This window comes from Hydrogenophaga sp. (genome assembly GCF_026125825.1).
In the GTDB taxonomy this organism is placed as follows: Bacteria; Pseudomonadota; Gammaproteobacteria; order Burkholderiales; family Burkholderiaceae_C; genus Hydrogenophaga.
This window is the reverse complement of the sequence record NZ_JAHCKK010000037.1, coordinates 1-12,461: the sequence shown is the minus strand read 5'-3', so window position 1 is coordinate 12,461 and position 12,461 is coordinate 1. Positions and strand designations below refer to the sequence as shown.

The window sequence follows — 12,461 nt, the reverse complement described above, 5'->3', positions numbered from 1 at the left end:
CGCATCGGGGCCGACATGGCGGGGCGCAGGGTCAATCCGCGGTGTTCAGCGACGCGGCCAGCGACTCGCGCTCGGCCAGCCGGGCGCGGTACTGCCCCGGCGACACGCCGAACCAGCGCTTGCTGGCGCGGAAGAAATTGCTCTGATCGGCAAAACCCAGCAGGTCGGCCACCTGGCCCAGGGTGTAGCGGTCCTCCGCGAGGTACTTCTGCGCCAGATCGCGCCGGGCGTCGTCCAGCAATTGCTGGAAGTTGGTGTCTTCCTCGCGCAGCCGGCGCTGCAGCGTGCGGTCGGCCATGGCCAGGCTGCTGGCGATGTCTTCGCGGCGTGGCTCGCCCAGGTGCAGGCGGTGGATGATCTCCTCGGTCACGCGCTGGCTGGTGCTGGCATGGCCCAGCCTGACCAGGCGCGATTCGATCACGCGCTGGTGCATGTCGAACAACACCGGGTCGCTGGAGAGCAGGGGCATTTCCAGGTCCCGGTTGGTCAGCAGCAGCCGGTTGCGCGGCTGGCCGAAGCGCACCGGGCAGCCGAACGCCGCAACATAGGGGCGGGCATCGGCCGGCTCGGGGTCGACGAACTCCACGGCCAGGGGCTGCACGTCGCGCCGGGTGATCCAGCGGCACAGGGTGGCCACGGTGAGCAGGCTGTATTCCAGCCGCTGGCGCGGCAGCGGCCGGGTGTTGCCGATGAGGCCCAGCACCATCCAGTGGTTGCAGCCGTCGGGCTCAAGGTCGAGGGTGATCGCATCCGAGATCACCGCGTAGTAGCGCGAGAGATGGAGCAGCCCGGCCTTGAGGGTCGGGCTGGCCAGCATCACGTAGCCGACCATGTCGAAGTTGACGTGGCGCGCCGGCAATTCGCGGTCCATGCCCAGTGCCGGGTTGCCCGACCAGGCCACCGCCAGCTCCCAAAGTCGGGTGATGTCATCGACCTCGACCCGCCCGTCCGGGTCCTGCAGTAGGGCGCCGTCGATGCGCGCGCCGGCCAGCAGGCGCTGTGCGTCCAGGCCCCGGGACGCAAACATGTCGGCGAGGCATCTGACCCAGAGGGCAGAACTGCTTCTTCGGCTGGGGTTGTGGCGTCGTGAAGTCACTCGATTGGTCGTGTTGCGATAGCGGCGTATCGGGCACCCGTTCCTAGAATTTTCGTGGTGAGTGGGCGTCGGCGGCAAGCTGGAATTCAACGGGATTTCAAGCGCAGGCGCAAGCGGGTTATCGCTTCAAACAAAGAACGACTGGAGACAAGACATGAGCAGCAGCACACGGTGGTGGTTGGCGGGCGCGGCCTGCCTGGCGTTGGCAGCCTGCGGCGGTGGGTCGGGCGAGACGCCGACTGCTCCGGGGCCGGAGGTCCGGCAACTTGCGCAGGGCACGATCAAGGGCCGCAACGACGCGGCCACCCACGGCACTTACGCCTGGAAGGGCATTCCCTTCGCCCAGCCGCCGGTGGGCGCGCGGCGCTGGAAAGCGCCCGCGGCCGTGGCGGCCTGGAGCGGCACGCGCGACGCCACGCAGTTCGGCGCGGCCTGCCTGCAGAATGGCCGGCTCTACGGCCCGGGCGCCAACAACCGTTTCGACGCCACCATCGGCGCGACGCTGAACACCCCGGTGGGCAGCGAAGACTGCCTGTTCCTCAACGTGTGGCGGCCGGCGAGCGCCACCACCGGGCTGCCCGTGATCGTGTTCGTGCACGGCGGCAGCAACATCACCGGCTATACCGCCGACCCGATCTACGACGGCGCGGCGCTCGCGCGCACCGCCAATGCGGTGGTGGTCACGCTCAACTACCGCCTGGGTGTGCTGGGCTTCATGAACCTGCCCCAGCTCAAGACCGGCCTCGACAGCGCGGAAGACTCTGGCAACTTCGCCTTGCTCGACATCGTGCAAGGGCTCAAGTTCGTGCAGCAGAACGCCGCCGCCTTCGGCGGCAACGCGGCCAATGTGACGCTGATGGGGCAATCGGCCGGTGCGACCAATGTCTGGTCGCTGCTCGCCTCGCCGCTGGGTGCGGGCCTGTTCCACAAGGCCGTGCCGATCTCGGGCGGCATTTCGCTCGCCACCAACCTGCCGCCAGGCACCATTGCCTCGCTCAACCCGGCCTCCACTTCCCAGGCGCAGGCCCAGGCGCTGCTGGCACAGCTGCTGATCGCCGACCACCTGGCGGTGGACCTCGCCAGCGCGCAGGCCTACGTCGCCACCCAGTCGGCGCAGCAGGTGGCGGCTTACCTGCGCGGCAAGGCCGGTGGCACCGTGCTCACCACCTTGCTGGCCAACGGTCTCACGGGCTCGGGCCCGATACCCGATGGCACCGTGTTGCCGCTGGACCCGATCGCCGCTTTCGCCGCTGGCAGCTACAACAAGGTGCCGGTGCTTGCCGGCACCACGGCGCAAGAGGCCAAACTGTTCCCCAGCTTCCTCGCCCTGCTGGGCGGGCCGCCCGGCTTCATCGTGACCGACGCCCAGCTCTTCGACCTGCTGTTCAACTTCGACCCGAATGCGCCGACGCTGCTGACCGAGGCCGACATCCTCAATGCCGCCTACGTGCCGTCCGACACCGCCGGCACCGGCTGGACCGCGCTGGCCGCGCAACTCACGGCCGCGTCCTTCGGCGTCGGCCGCGACAACGTGCTCAACACCCTGCGCACGCAGCAGGCCGACATCTGGCACTACCAGTTCGACTGGGCACAGCAACCCGCGCCCTGGAACACCGTGTACGGCGCCGCGCATGCGTTTGACCTGCCGTTCGTCTTCGGCAATTTCGGGCCCTCGGTGTTTGCCCGCATCATCGGCGGGAACGCCAATCGGGCAGGGCGCCTGGCGCTGTCGGAGCGCATGATGGCCAGCGTCGGCCAGTTCGCCCGCACCGGCAATCCCAACCACGCCACGCTGGGCGCGACCTGGCCGGTGTGGCCCGGCCAGCTGCATTTCAATGCCTCCCTCACCGCCGCGCAAATCAGCGCGACGCCTTGAGGCAGATCAAGCCCAGCCCATTCACCCCATTCGACGCAACGCCATGTTGATGAAGGCCGAGGTATCGTGTCCCGCAACGGACACCGAGGGTATCTCCCATGGATATCCCAGGGGCAGCCGTGCGGGGCAACCCGCTACGATGAACGCCGATCCCAACCCCCTCATCGACAGGAGACTCCCCATGCTGGGCCAGATGCAGAGCCAACCCCTTTTGATTTCCTCGCTGATCGTGCATGCCGAGCGGCACCACGCGAGTGGCGAAATCGTGTCCCGCCGTGTGGAAGGCGATATCCACCGCAGCACCTGGGGCCAGATCGCGAGCCGCTCGCGCCAGGTGGCCAACGCACTGGATGGGCTGGGCCTGTCGCAAGGCGACCGCGTGGCCACGCTGGCCTGGAACGGTTACCGCCATCTGGAACTGTATTTCGGCGTGAGCGGCACCGGCCGCGTGCTGCACACCCTCAACCCGCGCCTGCACCCTGAGCAGCTGGTCTGGATCGTGAACAACGCGGACGACAAGGCGGTCTGCATCGACAAGACCTACCTGCCCCTGGTGAAGGCCGTGGCCGCCAAGTGCCCCACGGTGAAACACTGGATCGCGCTGTGTGACGCGGACAAGCTGCCGGCCGACAGCGGCATTCCCGGCCTGCAGAGCTACGAGGCCTGGATGGGCAAGGAGCCGGCGACCTACGCGTGGCCGACCTTCGACGAGAACTTGGCCTCGAGCATGTGCTACACGAGCGGCACCACCGGCAACCCCAAGGCCGCGCTGTACTCCCACCGCTCCACCATCCTGCATGCGTTTGGCGCGGCGCTGCCCGATGCCATGTGCCTCTCGGCCCGCGACAGCGTGCTGCCCGTGGTGCCGATGTTCCACGTCAACGCCTGGGGCCTGCCTTACGCGGCGGCCGCCATCGGCTGCAAGCTGGTGTTCCCCGGCGCGGCGCTGGATGGCAAATCCGTCTACGAACTCATCGAAGCCGAGAAGGTGACCATGGCCGCGGGCGTGCCCACCGTCTGGCAGATGCTGCTGGGCCACTTGCAGGCCAACAACCTCAAGTTCAGCACGCTCAAGCGCACCGTCATCGGCGGCTCGGCCTGCCCGCCGGCCATGATCAGCGCCTTCAACGACGTGTATGGCGTGGAGGTGCTGCACGCCTGGGGCATGACCGAGATGTCGCCGCTGGGCACGGTCTGCACGCTGAAGAACGCGCAGCTCAAGCTCTCGCCCGCAGAGCAGCTCAAGGTCCGCCTCAAGCAGGGCCGCGCCATCTTCGGCGCCGACATGAAGATCGTCAACGAGGCCGGCGAAGAGCTGCCGTGGGACGGCAAGGCCTACGGCGACCTGCTGGTGCGCGGCCCCTGGATCATCGCCAGCTACTTCAAGGGTGAGGGCGGCGACCCGCTGCGCTACGACGCTCAGGGGCACGGCTGGTTCCCCACCGGCGACGTGGCCACCATCGACGCCGACGGCTTCATGCAGATCACCGACCGCAGCAAGGACGTGATCAAGTCCGGCGGCGAGTGGATCAGCTCCATCGACGTGGAGAACATCGCCATGGCACACCCGTCTGTCGCCATGGCGGCCTGCGTCGGCATGAAGCACCCCAAGTGGGACGAACGCCCCATCGTGGTGGTGGTGAAGAAGCCTGGCACCGAGCTCACCCGTGAGGAGCTGCTGGCTTTCTATGAGGGCAAGATCGCCAAGTGGCAGATCCCGGACGACGTGGTGTTCGTCGACGCGATCCCCCTGGGCGCCACCGGCAAGATGCAGAAGATGACCCTGCGCGAGCAGCTCAAGGACTACGTGCTGCCAACGGCGTAAAAGCGGCCCGGGTGCACCATTGCGCGGCGTCTTGTCGCCTGCGTGATAGAAGCCCGGGCAATCCCCTACGCTGCACCGCACCAGAAGCCCTTACGCTGCGCCTATTCGATTCGTCAACAACAAGGAGACATAGGTATGAAACTGACTGTGAAGCTGATGGCTGGTGCCGCCATGCTGGTGGCCGCTGGTGCGTCGTTTGCCCAGGCGGGTGAAACCGTCAAGATGATCCGGATCGACCCGCTGACCGGCCTGCTCGGTCCCGTGGGCGTGAGCCAGATCAAGGGCTACCAGTTCTTCGCCGAGAAATTCAGCGGCAAGGGCAACCCGGCCGGTGTGAAGTTCGAAGTCACCCCGATCGACAACAAGCTGAGCCCGGCCGAGAGCCTGAACGCGCTCAAGGCCGCCATCGACCAGGGCGCTCGCTACATCATCCAGGGCAACGGCTCCTCCGTGGCGCTGGCGCTGGCCGACGCCGTCGAGAAGCACAACGCCCGCAACCCCGGCAAGGAGGTGCTGTACCTCAACGACTCCGCCGTGGACCCGGACCTGACCAACAGCAAGTGCAGCTACTGGCACTTCCGCTTCGATGCCGACACCTCCATGAAGATGGAAGCCATGGCCAGCTTCATCGCCAAGCAGCCCGACATCAAGAAGGTGTACTTCCTCAACCAGAACTATTCGCACGGCCACCAGGTCGTGAAGTTCGGCAAGGACGCCCTCACACGCAAGCGCCCGGACATCCAGTTCGTGGGTGAAGACCTGCACCCGCTGGCCCAGACGCGCGATTTCGCTCCCTACATCGCCAAGATCAAGGCATCGGGCGCCGACACCGTGATCACCGGCAACTGGGGCTCCGACCTCTCGCTGCTGATCAAGGCCGCCAATGAAAACGGCTACACCGGCAAATTCTTCACCTACTACGCTGGCGTCACCGGCACGCCCACCGCGCTGGGCACCAACGGCGCTGGCCGCGTCTACCAGATTGCCTACAACCACTACAACATGGGTGGGCAGATGGACGCGTGGATGAAGGAGTTCAACCAGAAGTACAACGACGACTTCTACACCGGCTCGACCATCCGCATCTTCGAGTTCCTGGGTGCGGCCATGGCCAAGGCCAAGTCCACCGACCCGGTGAAGGTGGCCGCCGCCATGGAAGGCCTGACCGTCAAGAGCTTCAACGGCGAAGTGCAGATGCGCAAGACCGACCACCAGCTGCAGCAGCCGCTGTACATGTCGGTCTGGCAGAAGGCCGACGCCAAGTACCCCTACAGCCCGGAGAAGACAGGCATGACCCTGGCACCGGTGGCGGAGTACCCGAACTACGTCTCGAGCACGCCCACCAGCTGCGACATGAAGCGCCCAGGCTGAGGCAACGCCCCTGCCGCGCTTCGCGCGACCCCCGCGAGGGGGCGGCACCAGAGGCCCGGCAAAGCCGGTTCCCCGGTGCCTCTGGATGAGGGACACTGCGCGCCAAAAGAGCCCGAGCGGGTCGCCGTGTCGGGCTCTTTCACTTTCAACGATGAGGAAGGTCTGAGGGAATGGAGTTTTTCATCATCTCGATGCTGAACGGGCTGAGCTACGGGCTCCTGCTGTTCATGCTGAGTTCGGGTCTCACGCTGATCTTCAGCATGATGGGCGTGCTCAACTTCGCGCACGCCAGTTTCTACATGCTGGGGGCCTACGTGGGGTACACGGTGGCGCAGTTCGTGGGCTTCTGGCCCGCCCTGCTGATCGCGCCCGTCGTGGTCGGCCTGCTGGGCGCGGCGTTCGAGCGCCAATGCCTGCGCAAGGTGCACAAGTACGGCCATGTGCCCGAACTGCTGGTGACCTTCGGCCTGTCCTACGTCATCGTCGAGCTGGTGCAGCTGATCTGGGGCCGCATCGCGGTCGAGTTCCGCCCGCCCGAAGAACTTCGCGGCCCGGTTTTCACCCTGATCAACAACTCCGTCGAGGGGCTGCGCCTGGTCTGGGGTGCCGCGCCGCCCGAACTGTGCAGCGCCGCCGACGCGGCGATCCGCGTGGTCTGCTCGCCGTTTCCCGCCACCCGCGGTTTCATGATGCTCGTGGCCATCGTCATGCTGGCCTCGGTCTGGCTGCTGCTCACCCGCACCCGCATCGGCCTGGTGATCCAGGCGGCGCTCACGCATCCCGAGGCGGTTGAATCGCTGGGGCACAACGTGCCGCGCGTCTTCATGCTGGTGTTCGGCGCGGGTTCCGCGCTGGCCGGCCTGGCCGGTGTCATCGGTGGCAGCACCTTTCTCACCGAGCCAGCCATGGCCGCCACGGTGGGCTCGGTCATCTTCGTGGTGGTGGTGGTGGGCGGCATGGGCTCGCTCTCGGGCGCCTTCGTCGCCTCCATCCTCATCGGGGTCATCCAGACCTTCGCCGTGGCCTTCGAGTACTCGCTGGCAACGCTGGCCCAGCAGATCGGCCTGCCCCTGTCCGACGCCGTGGCCAACAACTCGTACGTCAAGCTCACGCTGTCCCAGGTCGCGCCCATCCTGCCGTACCTGTTCCTGGTGCTGATCCTGATCTTCCGGCCCCGTGGCCTGCTTGGCAAACGGGAGGGCTGAGCGATGTCCTCGAAACATTACGAATTCAAGCCCCTCAATGTCGGGCGCTGGCTGACCTGGGGCCTCTTCGCACTGCTGCTCATCGTTGCGCCAAGGATTTTCACCAGCGGCCTGGCCATGACGGTGCTCTCGCAGATGGGCATCGCCATCATCGCCTGCCTGTCCTACAACATCCTGCTGGGGCAGGGCGGCATGCTCAGCTTCGGGCACGCGGTCTACACCGGCCTGGGCTCTTTTCTGGCGATCCACGCGCTCAACAGCGTGACTGCTGGCACGCTGCCTCTGTCGGTCTCCCTGATTCCCATCGTGGGGGGGCTTGCGGGCGTGGGCTTCGCAGTGCTGTTCGGCTACGTGACCACCCGCAAGTCGGGCACCACTTTCGCCATGATTACGCTGGGCCTGGGCGAGCTCGTGTTCGCGCTCTCGCTCATGATCCCGGAGTTCTTCGGTGGGGAAGGGGGCGTCTCGGGCGACCGCATGGCCGGCAAACCCTTCATGGGCATCACCTACGGTCCGCAGGTGCAGGTCTATTACCTGATCGCCGTCTACACCTTCATCTCGGTCGGGCTCATGTTCGCCTTCACCCGCACGCCGCTGGGCCGCATGCTCAACGCCGTGCGCGACAACCCCGAGCGCGTGGAGTTTGTGGGCTACGACACCCAGCGGGTGCGCTACATCGCCTTCATCATCGCGGGCTTCTTTGCCGGCATCTCGGGCGGCCTGGGGGCCTTGAACTTCGAGATCGTCACCGCCGAGGTGGTGGGCGCGGCGCGCTCGGGCGCCTACCTGCTGTTCACGTTCCTGGGTGGCGCCACCTTCTTCTTCGGGCCCATCATCGGCGGCATCCTCATGGTGCTGGCCTTCGTGCTGCTCTCGGAGTTCACCAAGGCGTGGCTGCTCTACCTGGGCCTGATTTTCCTGTTCATGGTGATCTACGCGCCGGGTGGCATTGCCAGCCTGATCATGATGAACCTGCGGGTGGCGGCCTTCGGGCGCCTGCGCGAACTCTGGGTGAGTTACCTCGCGCTGGCCGGTACCGCGCTGGTGATGCTGGTGGGCGCCGCGGCCATGATCGAGATGGTCTACCACCTGCAGCTCAACACCACCCTGGGCTCCGAACTGCGCTTCCTGGGGGTGCCGCTGGACGCCAAGGGCATCAACAGCTGGTTCGGCGCGGGCATGATCATGCTCACCGGGCTGGGCCTGTTCGAGATCACGCGCCGGGCCTTCCTGCGCGAATGGGGCGAGATCCAGGAATACATCGAAAAAGAAATCAAGCGGAGGGAAGCGCTGTGAGCACGGCACCATCGTCAACGTACGCGCTGGAACTCAAAGATCTGCGCAAGAGCTTTGGCAAGACCGAGATCATCCGGGGCGTGAACCTGGCCGTGACGGCCGGCGAACGTGTCGGGATCATCGGCCCCAACGGCGCGGGCAAGTCCACGCTGTTCAACCTCATCAGCGGGCGCTTCGCGCCCACCAGTGGGCAGGTGCTGCTCAACGGCCAGCGCATCGACGGCAAGAAGCCGTTCGAGATCAACCGCGCAGGGCTCTCGCGCAGCTTCCAGATCACCAACATCTTCCCCAAGCTCAGCGTGTTCGAGAACCTGCGCTGCGGCGTGCTCTGGAGCCTGGGCTACAAGTACACGTTTCTGAAATTCCTGGCCGATCTGGACGATGCCAACGAGCGCGCCGAGCAGCTCATGGACATGATCAAGCTCGACCGCAAGCGCGACGTGCTGGCCATGAACCTCACTTACGCCGAACAGCGTGCCCTGGAGATCGGCATCACCATCGCCGGCGGGGCCAACGTGATCCTGCTCGACGAGCCCACCGCCGGCATGAGCAAGAGCGAAACCAGCCGCTTCATCAGCCTCATCAAGGAAGTGACCGTGGGCAAGACCTTGCTCACGGTTGAGCACGACATGGGTGTGGTGTTCGGACTCGCCGACCGCATCGCCGTGGTCGTCTATGGCGAGGTGCTGGCCTTCGACGCGCCCGCGGCCGTCCGGGCCAACCAGCGTGTGCAGGAGGCGTACCTGGGCTCGCACGTGGCCGACGCACAGGGAGCGGCAGCATGAGCCCCCACGTTGGCGGCATTGCCGCTGCACTGCCCCCCGAGGGAGCGCGGTCCCCCTTGGGGCGGCCCTGCGGAGTACCGAGATGCTAAAGATCGAAAACCTTCACGCCTACTACGGCAAGAGCCACGTCCTGCACGGTGTCAGCTTCGACGTGCAGCCTGGCGAGATCGTCGCGCTGCTGGGCCGCAATGGCTCGGGCCGCTCCACCACCGCCAAGGCCGTCATGGGCCTGGTGGAATGCCAGGGCAGCATCCACTGGAAGGGCCAGCAGATCATGGGCAGGAAGGCCTATGAGGTGGCCCACCTGGGCCTGGGTTATGTGCCCGAGAACCGCGACATCTTCCCCACGCTCACCGTGCACCAGAACCTGATGCTGGGCCAGAAGGGCAGCGGCAAGGGCTCGCGCTGGAGCTTCGAGGACATGTACGGCATGTTCCCGCGACTGCGCGAGCGCCAGCACACCGAGGCCGGCGTGCTCTCGGGCGGCGAGCAGCAGATGCTCACGCTGTGCCGCACCCTCATGGGCGACCCGGACCTCATCATCATCGACGAGCCGACCGAGGGGCTCGCGCCGAAGATCGTCGAGCTGGTGGCCGAGTACCTGCAAGCACTCAAGGAGCGCGGCGTCTCGGTGCTGCTGATCGAGCAGAAGCTGACCATCGCGCTGACCATCTCCGACAGCGCGCTAGTGATGGGCCACGGCAGCATCGTGTTCGAGGGCACGCCGGCCGAACTCCGTTCCAACGCCTACATTCGCAAAGAGTGGCTCGAGGTCTGAGCCTGTCGCTGCGGCGACAAGGACGGCCTCCGGCCGCCCTCTAGAATCGACCGAATCGAACGACCGTTCTTTTTTGCAGGACCTTCCGCCATGACCGCCACCTGCCAGACCCGCGGCGCCGTCGCCGTCATCACGCTCGACAACCCGCCGGTCAACGGCCTGGGCTACGACACCCGCGTCGCCTTCGCGCGCCACCTCGAGGCGGCGCTGGCCGACGCGGCGGTCAAGGCCATCGTCGTCACCGGGGCCGGCAAGGCCTTCAGCGGCGGCGCGGACATCCGCGAGTTCGGCTCGCCCAAGGCGGTGGCCGAGCCCAACCTGCTGTCGCTGATCCTGGCGCTGGAGGCGAGCACCAAGCCGGTGGTGGCCGCGGTCCACGGCGCCTGCATGGGCGGCGGGCTGGAGCTGGCGCTCGCCTGCCACTACCGCGTCGCGGCCCCCGATGCGCAGATCGCGCTGCCCGAGGTCAAGCTCGGCCTGCTGCCGGGCGCCGGTGGCACGCAGCGGCTGCCGCGCGCGCTCGGCCTCGAGGCGGCGCTCAACATGATCACCTCGGGCAGCATCGTCGCCGCGCAGAAGCTCGCCGGCACGCCGCTGTTCGACGCGATCATCGACGGCGAGCTGCGCGACGGCGCGCTCGAATTCGCCGCGCAGCTGATCAGCAAGAAGCAGCCGCCGAAACGGCTGCGCGATGTCCGCGTGCAGCACCCGAACACCGAGGGCTTCCTGATGTTCGCGCGCAATACCGTCGATGCGGTCGCCGGGCCCTATCCGGCGCCGCGCAAATGCATCGAGGCCGTGACCGCCGCCGCGACGCGACCCTTCGACGAGGGCATGGCGGTCGAGCGCCGCCTGTTCCAGGAGTTGCTGCTGACGCCGGAATCGAAAGCCCTGCGCCACATCTTCCTCGGCGAGCGCGCCGCGGCGCGCATCCCCGACATCCCGGACACGACGCCGACGCGGCCCATCAACGCCGCCGCGGTGATCGGCGCGGGCACGATGGGCGGCGGCATCACGATGAACTTCATCAACGCCGGCATTCCGGTGACGCTGCTCGAGATGAAGCAGGAGGCGCTCGACCGTGGCCTCGAGACGATCCGCCGCAACTACGGCGGCGCGGTCAGGAAGGGGCGCATGACCGAGGCCGACGTCGACGCGCGCCTGAAGCTGATCACCCCGGTGCTCGAGTACGGCGCGATCGCGCAGGCCGACATCGTGATCGAGGCGGTGTTCGAGGACCTCACGGTCAAGCAAGCCGTGTTCGAGAAGCTCGACGCGGTGATGAGGCCCGGCGCGATCCTCGCGACCAACACCTCGACGCTCGACGTCGATCGCATCGCCGCGTTCACGCGCCGCCCGGGCGACGTGGTCGGCACGCATTTCTTCAGCCCGGCGAACGTGATGCGCCTGCTCGAGGTCGTGCGCGGCGCGAAGACCGCGCCCGACGTGCTCGCGACCGTGATGAAGCTCGGCAAGACGATGAAGAAGATCGCGGTCGTCGCCGGCGTCTGCGACGGCTTCATCGGCAACCGCATGCTCGAGCAGATGGTGCGCCAGACCGGCTTCCTGCTCGAGGAAGGCGCGCTGCCGAAGCAGGTCGATGCCGCGATGGAGAAGTTCGGCTTCGCGATGGGGCCGTTCCGGGTCGGCGATCTCGCGGGCAACGACATCAGCTGGGCGATCAGGAAGCGCCGCTACGTCGAGAAGCCGCTGCTCAAGTACTCGCGCATCGCCGACCGGCTCTGCGAACAGGGCCGCTTCGGGCAGAAGACCGGCGCGGGCTGGTACGACTACAAGCCGGGCGACCGCACCGCGCGGCCGTCGGCGGCGGTCGAGCAGATGATCATCGAGTACTCGAAGGAGATCGGCGTCGCGCGGCGCGAGATCAGCGACGCGGAGATCGTCGACCGCATCGTCTATGCGCTCGTCAACGAGGGCGCGAAGATCCTCGAGGAGGGCATCGCGCTGCGGGCCTCCGACATCGACATGGTGTACCTGAACGGCTACGGGTTCCCGGCGTATCGCGGCGGGCCGATGCTGTACGCCGACACCGTGGGCCTCGACGTCGTCGTCAGGCGCATGAAGCAGTTCGCGCGCAACCCGCACGGCGATCCGTCGGCCTGGGAGCCCGCACGCTCGCTCGCCAGGCTCGCTGCGGCCGGCAAGACCTTCAACTGATTTCCGGGGAACCTCCATGACCGATGCCGTAATCGTTTCGATCGCCCGCAC

The 12,461-nt window shown here is 66.8% G+C and carries 9 protein-coding genes; 8 read left to right on the top strand and 1 reads right to left on the bottom strand.

The genetic code is table 11. The features are described 5' to 3' along the window. Positions 1-31: 31 nt before the first annotated feature. A complete protein-coding gene (locus KIT86_RS13395) occupies positions 32-1,027 on the bottom strand; it encodes an AraC family transcriptional regulator (protein WP_297399131.1) in 996 nt (331 codons plus the stop codon). A gap of 223 nt (positions 1,028-1,250) precedes the next feature. Between KIT86_RS13395 and KIT86_RS13390 the strand changes: the two genes are divergently transcribed. From KIT86_RS13390 to KIT86_RS13355, 8 genes are all read left to right on the top strand, one after another. Further along, complete coding sequence (locus KIT86_RS13390) at positions 1,251-2,972, top strand: carboxylesterase family protein (protein WP_297399130.1); 1,722 nt, start codon at positions 1,251-1,253, stop codon at positions 2,970-2,972. A 181-nt stretch (positions 2,973-3,153) separates the two neighbouring features. Continuing rightward, a complete protein-coding gene (locus KIT86_RS13385; RefSeq protein WP_297399128.1) occupies positions 3,154-4,797 on the top strand; it encodes a 3-(methylthio)propionyl-CoA ligase in 1,644 nt (547 codons plus the stop codon). A 135-nt stretch (positions 4,798-4,932) separates the two neighbouring features. Next, complete coding sequence (locus tag KIT86_RS13380; RefSeq protein ID WP_297399125.1) at positions 4,933-6,168, top strand: branched-chain amino acid ABC transporter substrate-binding protein; 1,236 nt, start codon at positions 4,933-4,935, stop codon at positions 6,166-6,168. A gap of 170 nt (positions 6,169-6,338) precedes the next feature. After that, complete coding sequence (locus KIT86_RS13375; protein ID WP_297399123.1) at positions 6,339-7,373, top strand: branched-chain amino acid ABC transporter permease; 1,035 nt, start codon at positions 6,339-6,341, stop codon at positions 7,371-7,373. A 3-nt stretch (positions 7,374-7,376) separates the two neighbouring features. Further along, complete coding sequence (locus tag KIT86_RS13370; RefSeq protein ID WP_297399122.1) at positions 7,377-8,669, top strand: branched-chain amino acid ABC transporter permease; 1,293 nt, start codon at positions 7,377-7,379, stop codon at positions 8,667-8,669. Beyond that, positions 8,666-9,454 (top strand): ABC transporter ATP-binding protein, encoded by a 789-nt coding sequence (locus KIT86_RS13365; protein ID WP_297399120.1) that lies wholly within the window; start codon positions 8,666-8,668, stop codon positions 9,452-9,454. The genes KIT86_RS13370 and KIT86_RS13365 overlap by 4 nt, the downstream gene beginning before the upstream one ends. Before the next feature lie 82 nt (positions 9,455-9,536). Beyond that, positions 9,537-10,232: an ABC transporter ATP-binding protein gene (locus KIT86_RS13360; protein ID WP_297399118.1), complete on the top strand. Its 696-nt coding sequence runs from the start codon at positions 9,537-9,539 to the stop codon at positions 10,230-10,232. A gap of 90 nt (positions 10,233-10,322) precedes the next feature. After that, positions 10,323-12,410 carry a 3-hydroxyacyl-CoA dehydrogenase NAD-binding domain-containing protein gene (locus KIT86_RS13355; protein ID WP_297399115.1) on the top strand — a complete coding sequence of 696 codons (2,088 nt, stop codon included), beginning with the start codon at positions 10,323-10,325 and terminating at the stop codon, positions 12,408-12,410. Positions 12,411-12,461 lie beyond the last annotated feature (51 nt).

Bases quoted from the DNA above. Each gene is read 5' to 3' on its own strand.
- KIT86_RS13360 (WP_297399118.1), top strand. From the start codon at position 9,537: ATGCTAAAGATCGAAAACCTTCACGCCTACTACGGCAAGAGCCACGTC.
- KIT86_RS13385 (WP_297399128.1), top strand. From the start codon at position 3,154: ATGCTGGGCCAGATGCAGAGCCAACCCCTTTTGATTTCCTCGCTGATC.
- KIT86_RS13375 (WP_297399123.1), top strand. From the start codon at position 6,339: ATGGAGTTTTTCATCATCTCGATGCTGAACGGGCTGAGCTACGGGCTC.
- KIT86_RS13370 (WP_297399122.1), top strand. From the start codon at position 7,377: ATGTCCTCGAAACATTACGAATTCAAGCCCCTCAATGTCGGGCGCTGG.
- KIT86_RS13390 (WP_297399130.1), top strand. From the start codon at position 1,251: ATGAGCAGCAGCACACGGTGGTGGTTGGCGGGCGCGGCCTGCCTGGCG.
- KIT86_RS13380 (WP_297399125.1), top strand. From the start codon at position 4,933: ATGAAACTGACTGTGAAGCTGATGGCTGGTGCCGCCATGCTGGTGGCC.
- KIT86_RS13355 (WP_297399115.1), top strand. From the start codon at position 10,323: ATGACCGCCACCTGCCAGACCCGCGGCGCCGTCGCCGTCATCACGCTC.
- KIT86_RS13395 (WP_297399131.1), bottom strand. From the start codon at position 1,027: ATGTTTGCGTCCCGGGGCCTGGACGCACAGCGCCTGCTGGCCGGCGCG.